The organism is Nitrospiria bacterium, from assembly GCA_035498035.1.
Classification (GTDB): domain Bacteria; phylum Nitrospirota; class Nitrospiria; order JACQBZ01; family JACQBZ01; genus JACQBZ01.
Genome location: DATKAN010000038.1, coordinates 46,234 through 64,053, shown reverse-complemented (window position 1 = coordinate 64,053; position 17,820 = coordinate 46,234). Strand labels below are relative to the sequence as shown.

The 17,820-nt window shown below is 60.3% G+C and carries 17 protein-coding genes; 9 read left to right on the top strand and 8 right to left on the bottom strand.

Going from position 1 to position 17,820, the window contains the following annotated elements:
- Nucleotide 1: 1 nt before the first annotated feature.
- The 7 genes from VMN77_07930 (at nt 2) to VMN77_07900 (ending at nt 4,184) form a co-directional block, all read left to right on the top strand.
- Nucleotides 2-550: a tetratricopeptide repeat protein gene (locus VMN77_07930; protein ID HTN43711.1), complete on the top strand. Its 549-nt coding sequence runs from the start codon at nt 2-4 to the stop codon at nt 548-550.
- A 97-nt stretch (nt 551-647) separates the two neighbouring features.
- Nucleotides 648-1,691, top strand: coding sequence for an NAD(P)-dependent alcohol dehydrogenase (locus VMN77_07925; GenBank protein HTN43710.1), 1,044 nt, complete (start codon nt 648-650; stop codon nt 1,689-1,691).
- Nucleotides 1,692-1,730: 39 nt separating this feature from the next.
- A complete protein-coding gene (locus tag VMN77_07920) occupies nt 1,731-2,039 on the top strand; it encodes a non-heme iron oxygenase ferredoxin subunit (protein ID HTN43709.1) in 309 nt (102 codons plus the stop codon).
- A gap of 9 nt (nt 2,040-2,048) precedes the next feature.
- Nucleotides 2,049-2,615, top strand: coding sequence for a DUF1697 domain-containing protein (locus VMN77_07915; GenBank protein ID HTN43708.1), 567 nt, complete (start codon nt 2,049-2,051; stop codon nt 2,613-2,615).
- Between the two features lie 161 nt (nt 2,616-2,776).
- On the top strand, nt 2,777-3,340 hold the full coding sequence (locus VMN77_07910) for a hemerythrin domain-containing protein (GenBank protein HTN43707.1): 564 nt from the start codon (nt 2,777-2,779) through the stop codon (nt 3,338-3,340).
- A 167-nt stretch (nt 3,341-3,507) separates the two neighbouring features.
- Entirely contained in the window at nt 3,508-3,708 is a 201-nt protein-coding gene (locus VMN77_07905; protein HTN43706.1) for a cold-shock protein, read from the top strand.
- Between the two features lie 185 nt (nt 3,709-3,893).
- The gene (locus VMN77_07900; GenBank protein ID HTN43705.1) at nt 3,894-4,184 is read left to right on the top strand and encodes a GlsB/YeaQ/YmgE family stress response membrane protein; all 291 of its coding nucleotides are present in this window, start codon (nt 3,894-3,896) and stop codon (nt 4,182-4,184) included.
- Nucleotides 4,185-4,191: 7 nt separating this feature from the next.
- Here the strand turns inward: VMN77_07900 and VMN77_07895 are convergent, their stop codons facing one another.
- From VMN77_07895 to VMN77_07860, 8 genes are all read right to left on the bottom strand, one after another.
- Nucleotides 4,192-4,701 carry a hemerythrin domain-containing protein gene (locus VMN77_07895; protein ID HTN43704.1) on the bottom strand — a complete coding sequence of 170 codons (510 nt, stop codon included), beginning with the start codon at nt 4,699-4,701 and terminating at the stop codon, nt 4,192-4,194.
- A 145-nt stretch (nt 4,702-4,846) separates the two neighbouring features.
- Nucleotides 4,847-5,767, bottom strand: coding sequence for a peptide chain release factor N(5)-glutamine methyltransferase (gene prmC, locus VMN77_07890; GenBank protein ID HTN43703.1), 921 nt, complete (start codon nt 5,765-5,767; stop codon nt 4,847-4,849).
- A 259-nt stretch (nt 5,768-6,026) separates the two neighbouring features.
- Nucleotides 6,027-6,257 carry a DUF4926 domain-containing protein gene (locus VMN77_07885; GenBank protein ID HTN43702.1) on the bottom strand — a complete coding sequence of 77 codons (231 nt, stop codon included), beginning with the start codon at nt 6,255-6,257 and terminating at the stop codon, nt 6,027-6,029.
- On the bottom strand, nt 6,257-7,684 hold the full coding sequence (locus VMN77_07880) for an esterase-like activity of phytase family protein (protein ID HTN43701.1): 1,428 nt from the start codon (nt 7,682-7,684) through the stop codon (nt 6,257-6,259). Before VMN77_07880 ends, VMN77_07885 begins: the two co-directional genes overlap by 1 nt.
- A gap of 118 nt (nt 7,685-7,802) precedes the next feature.
- Entirely contained in the window at nt 7,803-8,144 is a 342-nt protein-coding gene (locus tag VMN77_07875; GenBank protein ID HTN43700.1) for a P-II family nitrogen regulator, read from the bottom strand.
- Between the two features lie 35 nt (nt 8,145-8,179).
- A complete protein-coding gene (locus VMN77_07870) occupies nt 8,180-11,284 on the bottom strand; it encodes a DUF2309 domain-containing protein (protein HTN43699.1) in 3,105 nt (1,034 codons plus the stop codon).
- Nucleotides 11,272-13,902 carry a proton-conducting transporter membrane subunit gene (locus VMN77_07865; protein HTN43698.1) on the bottom strand — a complete coding sequence of 877 codons (2,631 nt, stop codon included), beginning with the start codon at nt 13,900-13,902 and terminating at the stop codon, nt 11,272-11,274. The genes VMN77_07870 and VMN77_07865 overlap by 13 nt, the downstream gene beginning before the upstream one ends.
- A 141-nt stretch (nt 13,903-14,043) precedes the next feature.
- The gene (locus VMN77_07860) at nt 14,044-14,421 is read right to left on the bottom strand and encodes a DUF2294 domain-containing protein (protein ID HTN43697.1); all 378 of its coding nucleotides are present in this window, start codon (nt 14,419-14,421) and stop codon (nt 14,044-14,046) included.
- Nucleotides 14,422-14,588: 167 nt separating this feature from the next.
- Here VMN77_07860 and VMN77_07855 point away from each other — a divergent pair, with 167 nt between their 5' ends.
- Nucleotides 14,589-16,274: a type II CAAX endopeptidase family protein gene (locus VMN77_07855; GenBank protein ID HTN43696.1), complete on the top strand. Its 1,686-nt coding sequence runs from the start codon at nt 14,589-14,591 to the stop codon at nt 16,272-16,274.
- A gap of 82 nt (nt 16,275-16,356) precedes the next feature.
- Nucleotides 16,357-17,781, top strand: a complete 1,425-nt coding sequence (leuC, locus tag VMN77_07850; protein HTN43695.1) for a 3-isopropylmalate dehydratase large subunit — start codon at nt 16,357-16,359, stop codon at nt 17,779-17,781.
- Nucleotides 17,782-17,820: the final 39 nt, after the last annotated feature.

The following is a 17,820-nucleotide window of genomic DNA, read 5'->3' as shown; positions in this document are numbered from 1 at the left end:
GATGATGCCGAAACGGAAATTTCATTCGGTCCGGACCGGGTGGGTCCTCGCGGTCGCGCTCGCCTTAGTGCCGGGCTGCATCCCGTCGCCCGGGGAGCCCCCCTCGGGAGAGCCGCCCTTGCCTCCGATTACGGAGGGCACGACCGACTCCTCCCGGACCGGGCAACAGGAGGCCTCGTTGCAATTGACCGATGAGGGCCGCCAGCTCCTGGCTTCGGGCCGCTTGGACGAAGCGGACTCGGTTTTTCAAAAGGCGATCTCGCTCTATCCGAACAATCCCTACGCCTATTATTATCTCGGCCAGGCCCGATATTTAAAGAAGGACTATTCCCACTCATTGGCCCCGCTCCGTCAGGCCGAGCTCTACCTCTCGGACGATTCGGTCTGGATGGCCCGGGTCTACGCCCTGCGCGGACAGGTCGATGAAGCCCTTTCGCAACCCGACGAGGCCCGCGACCAATATCAAAAGGCCCTCGCCTTCGACCCCCGCAACTCCGAGGCCCGCGAAGGACTGGAGCGGGTTCAAAGCCCCACCCCGCCGCCGGAATAAGTTCTCCCGGCACGCAAATTTTTATTGACTGTGAAACGGTCCGGGATTATCGTGAGTGTTCGTGCTCCTTCATCCCTTTTAACCAAGGAGGTTCGTCATGTTGGCCACGCGCGGTTACGCCGTTAAAGGTCCGTCATCCAAATTCGAGCCGTTCAATTTCGAGCGGCGCGAACCCGGCCCCAACGATCTGCTGATCGAAATCCTCTACTGCGGCATCTGCCACTCCGATATCCATCAGGCGCGGGATGAGTGGGGCGGCTCCATTTACCCGATGGTCCCCGGACATGAAATCGTCGGGCGCGTGACCCGCGTCGGTTCCGCCGTGAAACGGTTCAAGGCGGGCGAGCTGGCCGGGGTCGGATGCTTCGTCGATTCCTGCCGGACCTGCGCGAGCTGCAAGGAAGGACTGGAGCAGTACTGCGAGCGCGGGCCGAACTTCACCTACAACAGCCGCGAGAAGGACGGAAAAACTCCGACCTACGGCGGCTACTCGTCCCAGATCGTCGTGGATGAAAATTACGTCTTGAAGATTTCCGCAAACCTTCCACCGGCGAACGCGGCTCCCCTTCTCTGCGCCGGAATCACGACCTACTCCCCCCTCCGGCATTTCGGCGTCGGCCCGGGACGGAGGGTTGGCGTAGTCGGGCTGGGCGGTTTGGGACATATGGCCGTCAAGCTGGCCGCCGCGATGGGCGCGGAGGTGGCGGTCTTCAGCACCTCCAAATCGAAGGAGCCGGATGCGCGCCGGCTGGGTACGCATGAATTCATTGTGACGAAGGACCCGAAGACCCTGACCGCCCATGCCAACCGTTTCGATTTCATTCTCGACGCGGTGTCCGCTCCCCATGATCTCAACGCGTATCTGAACCTGTTGCGCCGTGACGGAGCCCTGGTGTTCGTGGGGGCGCCGGCAAAACCGTTGGAGCTTCAGGCCTTCTCGCTCATTCCCAAGAGAAGACAACTGGCCGGCTCGATGATCGGCGGCATTCGCGAGACTCAGGAGATGCTGGATTATTGCGCCGCCCGGAACATCACCTCCGACGTCGAGGTGATTCCGATCCAGCAGGTCGAGGCGGCTTACGAGCGCGTCCTCAAAGGAGATGTTCGGTATCGTTTCAGCATCGACATGAAAACACTGTGACGCAATGAACTCCGTTTGAACAATAATAGGAGGTAAGGTATGGCGGGATATGTAAAAGTCGGAACGACGGGGGACCTGGCCCCCGGACAAGGAAAAAAGGTCGAGGCGGGCGGAAAGAAGATCGCCCTGTTCAATGTCGACGGGACTTATTACGCGATCGACGACACCTGCACCCACCGGGGCGGTCCGCTGTCGGAGGGCGAACTTTCGGGGAACGAAGTGACCTGTCCCTGGCACGGCGCGGTCTTCGACGTCAAGACCGGAAACGCCCTCGGGGCGCCGGCGACCAAGGGAGTCGAGAGCCACAAGGTCCGCGTGTCGGGCAACAGCATCGAAGTCGAGGTGTAATGGCCCGGCATGAAGTCGGAGCGGGGCGACAGACAAAGCTCCTACGCGGCCTTTCTGCGCGGGATCAACAACCTCGGGCAGAAACCCGTCAAGATGGATGCGTTGAAGAAGGCCTTCGAGTCGCTCGGGTTTAAAAATGTCAGGACGATCCTCGCGAGCGGCAATGTAATTTTCTATTCGCCGAATGCAAGTCCGCGGGAACTCGGCCTATCCATCGAAGGAAGGCTGAAAAAGAAATTAGGACATGAGATCGTCGTGCTGGTCCGGACGATCGCGGAATTACAACGGCTGGCCGAGAGGAATCCCTTTAAAGAGATAAAAATGACGCCCCAAACGAGGCGTTACGTCACCTTCCTCTCCGAGAAACCCAGGGGCGGCCTCAAGATCCCCTACCGATCCCCCGACAAAAGTCTCCGCCTCCTGCACGCGAGCGAAAGCGCGGTTTTCAGCGTCGTGACGCTGTCTCCAAGCACCGGAACAACGGACCTCATGGGTTTTCTCGAAAAACAATTCGGCCGAAAGATCACCACACGAAATTGGAATACGATTAGTAGAATTTTAGATATCTACCTGTAACCCAAAAGGAAACCCCTCCGTTTTTGGAAATTCCTCTCCCCTCTATATTTCCATTTATTACGATACAGACTCAATTTATTCGTCCTTTTTTAATGGACAAGTTGACACCAACTCACCCGCTTCGCTATTCTGAAGACATCCCTTCAAATAAGGCAATGCTTATGCCAATCAAAATAGGTCAGAAGCCGGAGAGTTCGTTTTCGGATCCGGTGGGGCTGCTCGGCGATTGCCACCGTCGGATCGAATCCTTCCTGTCATTGTTAATCAAGATCGCACAGACCGGCGGCTGTGAGTTGAATGCAGAGCGACGGGAGGCCCTGGAGAAAGCCCTTCGCTACTTCCGAGAGGCCGCCCCGAATCATACGCGGGACGAAGAAGAATCCCTGTTTCCGCGGATGCGTAAATCCAAAAACAAACAGGTTCAGACCGCTCTCGCCGCGCTCGATACCTTGGAGGCGGATCACGACAAGGCCGAAAAAGTGCACGCCGAAGTCGAAACACTCGGTCAACGATGGCTGGCCGAGGGCCGTCTTTCGACCCGGGAGGCGAAGCGGCTGTCTCAGGTCCTGGATGATTTGAAGAAGACGTACGAACGGCATATCGCCGTGGAGGATTCCGATATCTTTCCCCTGGCCGGCAATGTTTTGGAGAAATCCGACTTGGCCGAGGTCGGTCGTGAAATGGCCGTGCGGCGCGGCATCCGGCCGGGCGGCAAAATATATTAGTTGACATCTCCGGTATTCTTCTGTTACATTAACCCCAGCTTTGTTTCGGGAGTTTTGAAGGTCTGATCAACCGCAGAGTCTTTCACACGAGGCCCTGCGGTTTTTTTATGTCGCTTTCACGAAGTCTGAAGTAAGGCGAATTTAATAGGAAGGGAGGGATTAACAAGATGGCAAAAGGAAAAGTAAAATGGTTCAATGCCGGCAAAGGCTTTGGATTCATCGAGCAGGAAACGGGCGGAGATGTTTTCGTCCATTTCTCGGCGATTCAGGACGAAGGCTACAAGTCTCTTGACGAGGGCCAGGCCGTGGAATTTGAAGTGACCCAGGGACCGAAAGGCGCCCAGGCCACGAACGTCGTTAAGATATAGTACTCTCGACGCGCAAACGAAAAGGCCCCCCGATTTCAATCGGGGGGCCTTTTTTGTTTTCCTCCGAATTCCGGACTCATTCAAATCCGGGAAACATTCGAGGCGGCTCTTGACTTCCGGCATTCCTTGAGTTATACGGATACATATATAGGGACGATCATTGGAAATCTCGAGCGAGGCGCGTGATGGAACAGGTGAACTCGATTCTGCAGTTGCTCGGCGGCATGGGCGTCGTGGGAACCGTGATCATCGGCGTACTGGCCGGCATCGCGGCCACGATCATCATGCCGGGAGACGATCCAAGCGGGATCATCGTCACGCCGCTGATCGGCATCGCGGGGGCGGGCCTGGCGACTTATCTGGGCCAGTACCTCAACGTCTCCATCACCGGCGAGCTTTCCGGATTCATCGCCGCCGTGGTCGGCTCCATCCTGATTCTGCTGGCCTATCGGATCATCTTTCGGAGAGCCGGGTGAGATCGAGTCACATTCCGGCGTAGTCGTCGAAATTGTACCCCGCCCTAGTCATGGCCCGACGGACCGCGTCCAACACACGGGGATCGGGATTCGGAGGCATCGCCTCCAGGTCCGGCGCGCGACGCAGCCGGATCAGCAGATCGCCGATTCCATCGCCGATGAGCCGTTCACACTGATCATACACCCCGCCGGGCACTTCCTCGAGGCGGTCGTGATCGGTCAGGATTGCGCGGAGTGCGGCGATGACGCCGGGCGAGGGCGGCGGGACGGTCAGCGCGGCGAGGGCGCCATGATCGAGACGGAGCTTGGCCGCCATCGGAAACGGCGCTTCGCCCAATACCTGCTGGGCCGCCGGAAGGAGAATTTTCTCCTCGAGGCCGATATGTTTTAAAAGGCCCCGACGAAATTCATCATAGGCCGAGGTGTCGATCGCGGCCGGGTCCGTCGCGGCGCGATTCAAAAACTCCTCAAGCCGCCGGTGATCGTCGGCAAAAAACCGGTAGAGGGGTCCGTTCATTTTTATCCCAGTGTTTTATTCTAGGAAGCCTGACCCCGTCGTGTGATGGCGGATTATATCCCTTTGGAGCCAACGGGTCAAGAAAGCGTGGGAAGTAACGGGCAATGGGTGAGGAGGAAAGCGCAGAGTCCGGAGGGAGGCGATACTAACGCGAGGCCATGATTCCGCGCACTCGGCCGGAACTATCCTGAATGGGAATAATCTTTCGAAACCGGTCGTCGCCGGCGAGCCGCTGAAAGATCGCCCGACCTTGCCCGAGGCCGACTTCGAAGACCGCCCATCCGCCTCTGCGGAGAAAACGCGGCGCATCCTGGATAAAGCGGTTCAGGACATGGATTCCAAAGGGCCCCCCATCGAAGGCCAGGCGAGGCTCGTGCTTGAGGATTTCCTCCGGCATGGCCTCCAGCTTCCCGCTCGAAATGTAGGGGGGGTTGCAGGTGATCAGGTCGACATTCCCATGGAAGAACGGGTCTTCAAAAGGCGCGAATAAATCTCCCGCCCTTATTTCCACTCTCTTGTCCAGTTCCAGATACCGGACATTCCGTCTCGCCACCTCGACTGCTTCGGGCGAAAGGTCCGACGCGAATACGCGGGCGTGTGACACATAATGGGCCAGCGCCACCGCCAGATTTCCGGAACCCGTGCAGACATCCATGATGGTTAAATTTTCCTTCCGGCTCGCCATGCGACGTAATACATCGATGGCCGATCGACAAAGAAGTTCCGTTTCCTTGCGCGGGATCAAGGCTCCCGGGTCCGCCTGCAACTCCAATCCCATGAAACGCTGACGCCCCGTGAGATAGGAAATGGGAACCCCGGCTAGGCGTCGGGCCACAAGGTCGCGCAGCTTTGCGACGGCGGATCGATCCAGCGCGGGAAGCGCAAGCTCGCCCGCATGCTCAACGGAAACGGAGACGCCCGCGGCCTTGAGCCATAGCGCGTGTATGATGCGGTCCGGAGTCTCCTCCGGTTTATCCGGAAGTGAAGGCAGACGGGTGGAAACGATTTGTAAGAAGTCACGATATAGGGGCGCGGAAATCATATGCGGGATATTTGCAGAAAGCATACCATTTTCTTAGGCCGAATTTCACGAAGGCTGCAAGGCCTTGATCTATCTGTACAATTGTATGATTATCGGATCTGTCAAACCCGATTTTCGGGGGGTGATAGCGCCAAGTGTCAATTTTTCCGTCACAAAAAGAAAAAAAATCCTAACAAAGAAACCGGAGCCTCGGGAGTTCAGCTTCCTGATCCTTATGAGAGAACGGGCGGTGTTCAAGGAAAGGAAAATCGCCCATTGTGAATATCGATCCAAGGCCGATCTTTCATTGACCGGCGTTTGAAATTTTCTCTTCGCCGACGCGACGCACCTGGGAGGCATGAACCGTGGTGACGCAAACCGGATCGCCCTCGGGCGTTAGAAATTCGACCTCGTAAGCCCCGGCGCCTTTGAAAACGCGCACGACCGTGCCCACGTTGCCGGTTTTCAGCCCTTCCTTTGGGATATCGGCCGTTAAAACCACCCGATCATTTTCTTTGATGCTGTCCGGGCCCATCAATGGCGGTCGTCCCCGTCGTGTCCCCGCCCGCGCGGTTCCCGGACCGGCTGGGGAACATAACCCGGAAGGTCGTTGTCGTCAAAGGCAAACACATAAAATTGGTTCGGGTTGGCGACGAGACCGCGGGTGGGATCGTTCGGGAGCTTGAGCGGGTCGGCGATGGCGGCGAGGAAGTCGTCGTCGTTGGCGATATACAAGGTGTGCTTGGTCGCCCCGTTGAAGATCACATCCTGCCCGAACGCCACGCCCTCCATCTTGGACGGGATAAGGAAGCTGTCGATGCCGGCGGCATTCAGCTTGCCGACGATGTCGAGGAACAGGCTCTTGGGGACGGCGTAACCCGAGAGATCGCCGCTCAACGCGGTGACGTCCCGGGCACCGTCGAGATCGATCAGGAACATTTCCTTAACCTGGGCCGCGGAGGCCGTATCGGTGAGCAGGGGCGTGTCGGCCATGCCGGAGCCGTCCCGTTCATCCACCAGGAACTGGTGGTTGTTGACCGCGACGATTTCGCTGACGCCCGATCCGTCGGTGAGAAGGTAGGCGTACTCGTGGACGACACCGCTCCGGATGGCGATGGTGACGATCCGCAGGCTCTTTTTCTTATCCTGCTCCAGGTTGGCCTGCATGATCCCCACAAGCATCTCGCCGTCCGGGGTAATCGCGAGGCCTTCCATGCCCTTGTTGGTGACGCGGCCGACTGTATTCGAGCCGATCTCGACATCTTTCTGCGGGCTAAGTGTGGCTATGGCCAGGTTGTCGGGCAGGGCATAAGACCGGATGCGCATTCCGGTGGCGCGGTCGAACTGGTAAACATAGGGGCCGTATTCGTCCGAAATGAAAACGCTCCGGCCGTCGTTCGAGACGCGCACGCCCTCCGGATCCAGACGGGCGTCCCCGGGATAGGTCGAGAGCCTGGACGGATCGAAATTGTCCGAACGGCCGGTGAAATAATGCGTGTGATTCACGGCATTCAAAACGGGCGCGCCGCTTTCCAGTCCCAGACCGGAACCCGTGCCGTAGACGAGCGGGCTACGGCTCGACAACAGCGTCGTGTCGGTGAGCATGGGGGTCAGCGTGAAAGGGAGGGCCGAACCCGGATCGCTCGGCGAGAGGCTAAAATTAAAGGTCTGAAACCGGTCAATATAGGACACGGTGTCGTCGACCAGGCTGTTGTAGGGGTTGGCATTCGGACCCCGGTCCGGGATGGCGATGAAGGTCGTCCCCCCGGCATAGGCCAGGCCGGAACCCACCCCGCCGAGCCGGTTACCCGGCACGCCGTTTTCCAGTGGAGCGGCCGTTTGGGTCGAGAAATCCTCGTAGGCGCCGTTCACCGTCCCGATCGCGATGAGGTCGGTCGCGTGGGCCGCGGGTGCGTACAGGAGCGAAGCGAGCAAAAGCGCCGTGATTTTCTTTTGGCTCATGACGGAATCTCCTTATCTGTCGATGAGTTGAGCGGATTATGATTCGTTCAGGCGTGATTATGCCAGACGAAAGAGACGAAATGATCAAGGCGGGGTTAAATGAGTGTTAAATCTTTTTTTACTTCTGCCCTTCCTGCCCCGAAAAATATTCGGCGCGGCTGACGGCGACGTCCGAGACGAACATGACCCCGGTGTAGCGGTCGAAAACCGGCTTCAGTCCGGCCAGGATCGGCTCCACCTTCTCCTCCGGGACGACGGTCATCAGCATCACCAGGCTGTCCATCTCGTTGAACATCGGATGGGCGGTGTGGAAACCGTGGTGGCCCTTGCCCGAGATATTGTGGATGATTGTGTAGCCGGTCGCCTTGATGGCGTCCAGCAAATCGGTCGCAAATTTCACGTGTTCGCCTTGAATGACGATCCGGATCTCTTTCATCGGATGAAGCGTGAGGCCGGTCATGCGCAATACTCCTCCTGATTAAGACGGGTTTGTCTTCAGGGACGGCCTTCGACTCCGAAGGGCGTCCATCCCTGCCTCGGAACATAACGATAGAACATTTTTTCCTCCGGATCAAGCGCGGCCAGGTGCACCCATTGATTGTCGTACAGATGCTGAAGAAACCGCTGACGTCCGATGATCCGGATGATCCTATCCCGGGGCGCCTCGATCAGCGTGAACATCCGGACCGGCTCATGGAACGGCCGCGGCCCGTCCATCACGGTCTGCCGGGCCAGGCCCGTGCGAAGATCGCTCTGGGGGCCCGACATCACCCCGAAGCGGCCGACGACGTTGTGGTAAATTTTGCTCCCGCTGCCGTACACTTCGGGATCGACCGTGGAGAAATAATGCTCCATGTTGATCCATTCCCCGACGACTTGCGGACCGGTCATCACGATCTCCAGCAGCCGGCCGGCGGGATCGTCGCGGTAGTCGTAGGAATGAAGAAAGACCCGGCCTCCAAGATCGATCCCCCGGATCAACTCGCGGCGGCCGACGAGAAAGGCGGCGTTGCCCGACAGCCCCCACTCCGGCCGGACCTCGCTCCAGTCGCCGCTCCGCCGGCGCGCCTCCCGCGTCGCCCGGCCCGGCGGGAGAATGGCCGCGATCTCCGGAAACCGAGCGCATCGCTCCTGGCTGGTCCGCCGGCCGGCCTCTTCGAGGTCGCGGCTTAAACGGAGCAGATCTTTGAGGTGGGTGTGTGGAAGATCCTCAAGGTCGAAGAGCCGAACGGCGTCCGTCGTCGTATCGTGCAGGCCCGCGATAAAGTAGGTATCCTGGGGAATGACGATGCCGTTCCGGGCCAGCGCGTCACGGACCAGCGGTTTGTTGGCCATGGCCGCCAGGACCCGCGCATTCGGTTGACCCGAATTCCCGCCGCAGGCGCCGCAGTCCAGCGCCGCCTCGAAGGGATTGTTCTCGGTCGTTCCGCCGTGGCCGCAGAAGAGGACGAGCCGGGCGAAGTTCCGGGTCAGTCCCATCATCCGGAGAGCGGTCTCGACCGTGAAGGCCTGCTCTCCGGGCGTGAAGCCGATCCGGGTGATGCGCTCCATGCGGGCGAAGGCGCCGCCCGGGTTGATCCGGTACTGATCGCGCAGCGCCCGGACAAAGTCCGCCTCCTCCCCGGCCGTGAGCGATCCTTTCGGGGGATGCTGTCCCGAATAAGGTTCATCCAGGGCCCGTTTGCGCAGATAATCCAGCCGCTCGAGGGAAAGATTCAGATCGCGGTCCCCGAACCGTTCCTGGAGCGCACGGCGGATGACGGAGCGCTGCTCGGCGGCCAGCATTTCCTCGACCTCCTCCCGCAACAGCTTGTCCACGGTCACGGCGGTGGCGACCGTCGGCACGAAGGTGCGCCGGAGCCAGTCGGTCCAATTTTGATACCAAGCGGTGAAGACGGTTTTGCCGAGCAAGGGTAAACCGTAAAACCAGCCGAGCGATTCCACCGCCACATAAGGGGTGACCACATTTTCCTTCAGGTCATGAAGCAGCTCATGCCCCGCCTGGAGCAGCCTGGTCCCGGCCTGGTGCCTGGAGAGCCGCTGCCCATGATAGGTCCGGGGAACTTCGCGCACGACGTTCTTGGCCTTCATGATCACGGGAAACTGGTCTGTCTCGTGGAGATGGCCCAGGGCTCGGTACCGGATGAAGACGCTGAAGAAACCCGCGAAGCCGTAGGTTTCATAATCCCCGACCGCCTCCAAATGGCGCCGGAACGGCTCGGACCTTACATCGATGCAATGGACCGCCTGCGCTTGAGGACGAACGGTCGTCGGCGCCGGCGGCGGGCCGGATAGATTGGACCGGAGTTTATCGATTAATTGCTCCTGATACCCGGCCTCCAACGCCTCCAGCCACACCGGCCCGTGCTCCGACTCCGGAAAGGCGTCGAGCCATTCCAGCAGGACCTTCAGCGTCTCGGGCGGGGTTTCGATTAAAACGGGGACATCGATCTCCAGCGCGTCCGCGAGCGACTTCAGCCGCCAGGCGGAGGATCGGTGGCGGGAATCCCCGCGCGGAAGGGACGCTTCGCGAAGCCCCGCTGCTTTTTCCATGGCGCCCGCGTTCCGCGCGACCGCTTCGGAAATGGACTTCAGATTCCCGTCGACCCCCAGTTCCTCCCGGCAGGCCTGCCGCACCAATTCCCGCTCATACCAAAGCCGCACGGCGAGGTACTGGACCAGATCGGCTGGATAGACCTGCTGCCACTCATAGTCGGCCTGCTCCGAACGCCACTTAATGAAACCGGCCCAGCCGGGCAGCGCCGCCAGGTGCCGCGAAAGATAGTCCGGCCAGGCCTCGGATGGAATTCCGAGCGCGTCGAGCGAATCCAGCAGCGCATCTTCCGGCGGGTCCGGCAGACGGGCGATTTTACTTCGGCTGTCCGGGATCGCGCAGGGGGACCATTCCCGCCCGGCCAGCCATTTCCACGCGCCGTAGAATCCCCTATCCCGACCGGGCATCCACCAGGCGGCGTGCCCTTCGTCCAAGAAGGCCTCGCACCATTTGATCAATTCCCGATCGATGAGCTCGGTGGTCTTCGCGCCGAGGGCGCGGTCGCACCAGTCCGCCAGGGTCGAACTCCGGCCAGGGGGCGCGGGGACGACGGGCTCCGGGTGACCCGGCAAATCCTGCAGGGGCGCGAGCCGCTCGGCCAGCGCGTCGACCAGGGACCGATCCGCGCCGCGGCCGATCCGGGCCTCGAGCGCGCCGCCTTCCGAGAGGGGCGCGGGGTCGGAGATCCCCCGAAGCAGACGGGCCCGGAGCACATCGATGTGCCCGACTTCCCTGCGGCCCAGCGCCACCTTTCGGTCCTGCGCCATCGGCCTGAGAGCGGCGTCGACCTGGCGAGGAAGGATCCGGCCCGAGCGGAAATAATCCCGAAAAAGCGCGTTGGAGAGATAACCGTTTCCGCCCAGAAGTTCCCGCCCGCGCCGTACCGCCTCCCCGAAAGGAAGATCTTCCAGTGCATGCAGCGGATTGTGATGGACAAAGGTTCGCATCGGCCAGTACGGGGCGACGATCTCGCCGGCAATCAGGATCACCCCCCGGAGCCGCATCCGCTGGGTGTCGTTGTAGTGTTTGGGCTCTACGGGTTCCATCGGCTCCATTCCATCGCGGTGCGATAACCGTCGGCAAGAAACGAGGCGTCGAGGGAGCCGTGCGGCGCAAGGCCCAAGCCGATCAATAACGCCAGCACGATCATGAAGGAGGCGACTTCGGTCGGGCGGAGGTCTTCATAGAGGATTTCCGGCCGATGGGGACCGAAGAGGAGTCGCTGCATCATCCGGAACAGATACCACGACGCCCCGAACCAGGCGAGGAGGATGACCAGCAAAGCCCCGGGCGTTTCGATCAAGCGGGTGACGGGCGGGTTGAGCAGCATCCCGATGAAGCCGGAAAATAGGCCGAAGGGCGGCAGGCCAACGGTCGCCATCACCAGGAAGCCCAGCATCGTGGCAAAGCGGGGCATCGGCAGAGCCAGTCCCCCCATCCGGCCAATTCCCGGATCAGCGCCGAGATCCCCGTACCGCGCCTCCAGGCGATTGAAGGCAAAGAAGAGACCGCCGGTGAGTAGCGCCGCCGAGCCGGCGTAGACGCCGGCCTGGGGCGTCGGGCTTCGGGCCGCGGCCAAATGCCACCACAGCACCGAATAGAAAACCAGACCGGCATAGGCCGTCAGGCGCTTCGGTCGGTCCTGCATCAGCGCCCTGAATGTGCCGTAGAGGGCGCCGATCAAGGCCAGCCGGCTCACATTTCCCAGGAGCTCCGGCGGAAGATCGGGAAGGAGATGGACCAGCCCGTAGAATCCGGCCGCGGGCAGCAGCAGGGCGACGAGCACCGGCCCGTAACCCGGCAGACGGGTCAGGGCGGTGACATAGACCCCGTGAAAGGGGAAGAGCGGGAGCAGGAGGGCCGACGCAGCCAAGATCGCCAGGGTCGGCGCCGGCAGATCCGCCGCCCGACCCAACGCGGGCCAGACCAGGCCGAGCGCGATCAGGGACAGCACGGGGGCGAAGAGCCGGCTCCGTTCCGTCCAACGGGCGGCGCGGGCGAATCGGCGGCCGAGTCGAAGCAAAAGGGCGTCCATGTAAAGCCGGTTCATGCAGAAAAGATAGAACCGGACATGCAGTTCGCCGACCCATTCCGGCAAACGGATCGAGCGTCCGTGGCTCCTCGCGTAGATGAGGGTCCATCCCAGAATGACAAACAGCGCGGTCGCCAGGATCACGGCATCGAACAGTCCCCCCGGCAATGCGGCGGCCTGGAAATAAGCGGACACACGACCCGGCGCCGGATAGAGAAAATAGGTGAAGGCCTCCGCCGCGAGAAGATAAGTTGAGACGACCAGCAGAAGCGTGAGAAGCATGAGCGCCGCCACCTTTCGGGAGGCGACCGCCCGAAAACGGTAGAGCGTCAGGATGGCCTGGGAAGAGGTGACCCAGCTGAAGAACAGGAAGATCACGACCCCCTGCGAGTCCCTGAAGGTGATGTTGAGCACCCCGTGCGCGGCCAGCAGGATGATCAGCGGGAGGATGAGCGTCGTCGTAAACCCGGTCAGCCAGGTCAGGAGCGAAAAGTCCGGCGGCTCCGACGTCTCGATTTTCGGCGGAAACCTCGGATCGAGCCGGGCCGCATGGATCACGTTGCCGCAATGGAGGAAGATCGTGGCCTTGAACAGCCCGTGCGCGATCAGATGAAAGACCGCCAGGGCGAAGGCCCCCAGGCCGCATTCCATGATCATGTAGCCCATCTGCCCGATCGTGGAGTAGCCCAGGGTTTTTTTGATGTCGTTCTGCGTCAGCATCATGGAGGCCCCCAGGAGGGCGGTGAGCAGGCCGACGACGAAGACCGCATGCAAGACCGCGGGACTGAGGCCGTAGAGCGGGGCGAGACGGTTTAGGAGGAAGCCGCCGGCATTGATGATTCCGGCATGCAGAAGGGCATGAACCGGGGTCGGCGCGTAGAGGGAATCGGGCAGCCACATATGCAAGGGAAACTGGGCGGACTTGCTCATGGCCCCGACAAAAATCAGGAGGGCGACGACCGTGGGGCCGCCGACTTCGATCCCGCTTTCGGGCCCGAAGAGCGACAACAGCATCGGATCCCCCGCGGCCCGGCTGAAGAGCGGATCGAAATCGAGTGTGCCGTAGAGACCGTAGGCCAGGACGATCCCGGCGAGAAAGGCGACATCCCCCAGGCGAAGCATCGTAAAGGTCCGGAAGGCGCCCTGCGCCGTGGGCGTGTGCGAATAGTTGTAGGCCAGCAGGCTGAGAATCCAGCTCAAGAGCTGCCAGAAAACAAAGAGCATCAGCAGATTGGCGCTGGAAACCATGCAGAGAAGCACGAAGACGGCCAGGGCCAGAAGCGTATGGAACCATCCGCGTCCCCGTTCGGACTGCATGTAGCGAACGGAATAGAGATAAATCAGCGCCCCAATACCGGTGATCAGAACCATCATCACGGCGGCCAGGCGGTCGATTGAAAGTTCGAAATTGACCAGGCGGCTCCAGGGGGAGGGAAAGAGGAAAATGCGGAAGGGATCGTGGCCGGGCGTCCCCACCTCGCGAAGGACCCATACGGCCAGCCCGAAAGCCAGCACGTGGGCCAGAACCCCGATCCCGTACGCCCTCCGGCCGATCCAGGCGGACGGAAACGCGGTCGGAAGGGCCGCGGCCAGGGGCGCAAGCAGTATGAGCAAAGGGTAGTCGTGGAGCATCGTCACCAGTCGTCGCGGGACCTAAAGACAAAAAAATGCCGACCCATTCCGAGTCGGCTTACAGCCCGACCGATCCGGCGGAGCGGGATCCTTCGGGCTATCTTCCATTTCCATTATTGAACACCAGGCCAAGTCCCTTGGTCAAGTATTATTGTTGCGGGATCGCTCCTCCAGATTTTCGTTCAATGAAAAAATAATGACCCGCTCCCCTGTTTTTGTACTGATGTCGGTGTGGAGGCTGACCACCTTGAGCCCCGTAATTTTTTCGATCACCTCGGTCAACAATCCCCGGGCCTGTTCCAGGAGGTTGGAGCGTATCTCCTTGATCAGGTCCGTCCCTTTCGGATTCTTGGCCAGCTGTTGCTCGGCCGGGGTCAGAACTCCTTTGAGGCGCACAAGGATCATATCGTCGATAATACAGGTTTTGCTCTCCTTCGGACCCCGACCCATGTAATCCTTTTCGAATTGAATCATGGCGTTGCTGATTTCGGACTCGACCTGTCCCTTGCTTCGTTTCATTCAAAAGGCTCCCGTTCGTATCCTGTGGTGTCATTATAATAAAATCGTAACCGATGCGCAACCGCCGCGAAATGAACCGAAAAACCCACTTTCGAGGGGGGAGATCGGATTGACGGACGTCGACGACGTGATACACTTAAATTGTGCCTCCAGGAAGCGCCCATCCGATGAAAACCTCATTAGAAAAAAAAGACATTTTCATCGCTCTCTTGGCGGTCATCGCCCTGTTCGTCTTTCTGAGGTTCTACGACGACGCCTCTCCGACGGCCACGATGAATTCCCACATATCAAGAAATCACGCATTACGCGAGGCACGGCAATTCCTCGAAGCGCAGGGATTCAACCTGGACGGTTATGTGGAAACCGTCCTTTTTTCCGAGGATAGCGACGCCGCACTTTACCTTCAGCGATCGATGGGGATGGACCGCTTCAATGCCCTGGCGCAAGATCTGCCCCTCCGGTATTGGAAGGTCCGCTTCTTGAAGGAACTTCAGTACGAGGAGTTCAGAGTTTATGTAAACCCCAAAGGCCGGATCATCGCGTTTAACCATTACATTCCGGAGGATACGAAGGGAGCCCGCCTTAAACAAAGCCGGGCCCTGGAGCTGGCCGAAACCTTTATCCAGAATCAGAAGGACGTTGATTTCTTGAGCTACGACCTGATCAACGCCTCGACCAAGCAAAGGGAGAAAAGGACCGACCATATCTTTACATGGAAGGCGTCCACGCCCTCCCTCGGAGAGGCCCAACTGCTGATGACCCTCGCCGTTCACGGGGACGCGGTGGACGGGTATGAGCAATCGATCAGCGTTCCCCAAAAATTTGCGGAGATGTACGAGGGGGAAAGCTCGAAGGGGGAACTGCTCGCGAGGCTGAGCGGATTGTTGACGGTTTTCCTTTCCCTGTCCGCGCTGGTCATATTTCTGACCCACCATAAATACAGGACCATCCCCTGGAAAGGGGCCTTGTACCTGGCCCTGGCCATGGTGACGGCGAAAGTTCTCGGGGAGATCAATGCCATTCCCAACATCCGGTCCTCGTACTCCACCGATTCCCCCCTCTACACGTTTTGGGGCGGATGGATCTTCGACACGATCGAAGCGACCCTCTGGTCGGGTGTTGTGACGTTTTTGTTCGCCGTCGCCGGATGGGCCGTCGGCCGGGAAGTTTTCACGGCCAAGCGGGTGGATCAGATCACTGGAAGACGCGGCTGGCTTTCCCGGGATTTCACGCGCGCCCTGTTCATGGGCTACCTGCTGGCGTCGATCAGCCTGGGTTATATGACGGTTTTTTATCTGGTGGGCCAACGCTACTTCGATGTCTGGTCGCCCGTTCCCAGCAGCTATTCCAATATGCTGGGCACCTGGCTTCCCTTCCTGGAACCCATCACCAACGCCTTCCGGTCTTCCGTCTCGGAGGAATTGATCTACCGGTTCTTCGCGATCGCCCTGATGATTAAATATTTTCGGTCGCGAGCCCTGGCCCTCTTCGTCCCAGCCCTGATCTGGGGATTCGCCCATTCGGACTATTCCGTAATGCCCTTTTATACCCGGGGAATCGAACTGACCGTGGACGGCCTGGTCTCCGGCTATTTCTTCGTCCGTTACGGTCTGATCACGGTCATCGTGGCCCACTACGTGTTCGACGCCGTCATCGTGGGGATGCCGCTGCTCCAATCGTCTCATTTGTATTTCTTCTGGTCCGGAATGGCCGGCGTGGCCGTGATGGCCGTCCCCATCGTCTTGAGCCTGGCCCGATCCGTCCGGAGAAAACCGACTCACCATGCGGTGGATCATCCGCTCCGTTCGGAGGAGAGATCGCTGGTGGCCTCCCCCACGGAAAGCCGAAAATAAAGCGAATGGATTATGGCTTGCCCTCGCACCGGATTCTGTGCAAAAATAGGTTCCTAAGACAGGACCATGTCCGGGTAGAGCCATGCAAGCGAAAACGATGTTCGAGAAAACCTGGGAGGCGCACGTCGTCCACGAAGAGACGGGCCAGCCTTCCCTTATCTATATCGACCGCCACCTGGTGCACGAGGTCACGTCTCCCCAGGCCTTCGAAGGCCTTCGCCTGGCCCGCCGGCGGGTCCGCCGGCCCGATCTGACCTTCGCCACGATGGACCACAACGTCCCCACCACCGACCGGTCGATTCCAATCGAGGACGCGATCTCGGCCCAGCAGATGGAAACGCTGGTCCGAAACTGCAGAGAGTTCGGGGTCACGCTCTTCGATCTCCGCAGTCCCGACCAGGGGATCGTCCACGTCATCGGGCCGGAGCTGGGCTTGACCCTGCCCGGCCAGACGCTGGTCTGCGGCGACAGCCACACTTCGACGCACGGCGCCTTCGGGGCGCTGGCCTTCGGGATCGGCACCAGCGAGGTGGAGCACGTGATGGCGACCCAGTGCCTCCTCCAGGACAGACCCAAGACCTTTTTGATTGAGGTGAACGGACGGCGGCCGTTCGGCATCGAGGCGAAGGACATCATCCTTTCAATCATCGGCCGGATCGGGACCGACGGGGGAACGGGTCATGTGATCGAGTACGCCGGGGAAACCATCCGAGGGCTTTCGATGGAAGAGCGGATGACGGTCTGCAACATGTCGATCGAGGGCGGCGCCCGCGCCGGGATGATCGCCCCCGACGAGAAGACCTTTGAGTATCTCAAGGGCCGGCGATACGTTCCGGCCTCCGCCGACGGCGGATTCGACGCGGCCGTTGAACGGTGGAAGCGCCTGCCCACCGACGCGGGGGCCCGCTTCGACCGCGCCCTGAAAATCGACGCGGCCTCCCTCGCGCCCCAGGTCACGTGGGGCACCAACCCCGGACAGGTCGTCCCGGTCGATGCCCGCGTGCCGAACCCGTCCGATTTTGCGGACCCCAACGCGCGGAAATCGGCCGAGCGGGCGCTGGACTACATGGGGTTGAGGGCCGGAACGGCGATGACCGACATCCCGATCGACCGGGTCTTCATCGGCTCCTGCACCAACGCCCGGATCGAGGACCTCCGCCACGCAGCCCGATTTGTGAAGGGGCGGCGGGTCGCTCCAAATGTTTACGCGATGGTGGTGCCCGGCTCGCAACGGGTGAAAAAACAGGCCGAGGAAGAAGGCCTGGACCGGATCTTCAGGTCGGCCGGGTTCGACTGGCGGGAGTCGGGCTGCTCGATGTGTCTGGGGATGAACCCGGATATCTTAAAACCCGGCGAGCGCTGCGCCTCGACCTCCAACCGAAACTTTGAGGGCCGTCAGGGAAAGGGCGGGCGGACGCATCTTGTCAGCCCGATCATGGCGGCCGCCGCCGCGGTCGAAGGCCGTTTCGTCGACGTGCGACAATACGAATTGGAATCGAAGGATTAATGTAGGGGCAGGCCCCCGTGCCTGCCCAGGACGACCCCA

Bases quoted from the DNA above. Each gene is read 5' to 3' on its own strand.
- VMN77_07875 (HTN43700.1), bottom strand. From the start codon at position 8,144: ATGACCGGCCTCACGCTTCATCCGATGAAAGAGATCCGGATCGTCATT.
- VMN77_07865 (HTN43698.1), bottom strand. From the start codon at position 13,902: ATGCTCCACGACTACCCTTTGCTCATACTGCTTGCGCCCCTGGCCGCG.
- VMN77_07885 (HTN43702.1), bottom strand. From the start codon at position 6,257: ATGGGCCCGGACAGCATCAAAGAAAATGATCGGGTGGTTTTAACGGCC.
- leuC (HTN43695.1), top strand. From the start codon at position 16,357: ATGCAAGCGAAAACGATGTTCGAGAAAACCTGGGAGGCGCACGTCGTC.
- VMN77_07905 (HTN43706.1), top strand. From the start codon at position 3,508: ATGGCAAAAGGAAAAGTAAAATGGTTCAATGCCGGCAAAGGCTTTGGA.
- VMN77_07925 (HTN43710.1), top strand. From the start codon at position 648: ATGTTGGCCACGCGCGGTTACGCCGTTAAAGGTCCGTCATCCAAATTC.
- VMN77_07880 (HTN43701.1), bottom strand. From the start codon at position 7,684: ATGAGCCAAAAGAAAATCACGGCGCTTTTGCTCGCTTCGCTCCTGTAC.
- VMN77_07930 (HTN43711.1), top strand. From the start codon at position 2: ATGATGCCGAAACGGAAATTTCATTCGGTCCGGACCGGGTGGGTCCTC.
- VMN77_07855 (HTN43696.1), top strand. From the start codon at position 14,589: ATGAAAACCTCATTAGAAAAAAAAGACATTTTCATCGCTCTCTTGGCG.
- VMN77_07910 (HTN43707.1), top strand. From the start codon at position 2,777: ATGCCAATCAAAATAGGTCAGAAGCCGGAGAGTTCGTTTTCGGATCCG.
- VMN77_07860 (HTN43697.1), bottom strand. From the start codon at position 14,421: ATGAAACGAAGCAAGGGACAGGTCGAGTCCGAAATCAGCAACGCCATG.
- VMN77_07920 (HTN43709.1), top strand. From the start codon at position 1,731: ATGGCGGGATATGTAAAAGTCGGAACGACGGGGGACCTGGCCCCCGGA.
- prmC (HTN43703.1), bottom strand. From the start codon at position 5,767: ATGCTTTCTGCAAATATCCCGCATATGATTTCCGCGCCCCTATATCGT.
- VMN77_07900 (HTN43705.1), top strand. From the start codon at position 3,894: ATGGAACAGGTGAACTCGATTCTGCAGTTGCTCGGCGGCATGGGCGTC.
- VMN77_07895 (HTN43704.1), bottom strand. From the start codon at position 4,701: ATGAACGGACCCCTCTACCGGTTTTTTGCCGACGATCACCGGCGGCTT.
- VMN77_07915 (HTN43708.1), top strand. From the start codon at position 2,049: ATGAAGTCGGAGCGGGGCGACAGACAAAGCTCCTACGCGGCCTTTCTG.
- VMN77_07870 (HTN43699.1), bottom strand. From the start codon at position 11,284: ATGGAACCCGTAGAGCCCAAACACTACAACGACACCCAGCGGATGCGG.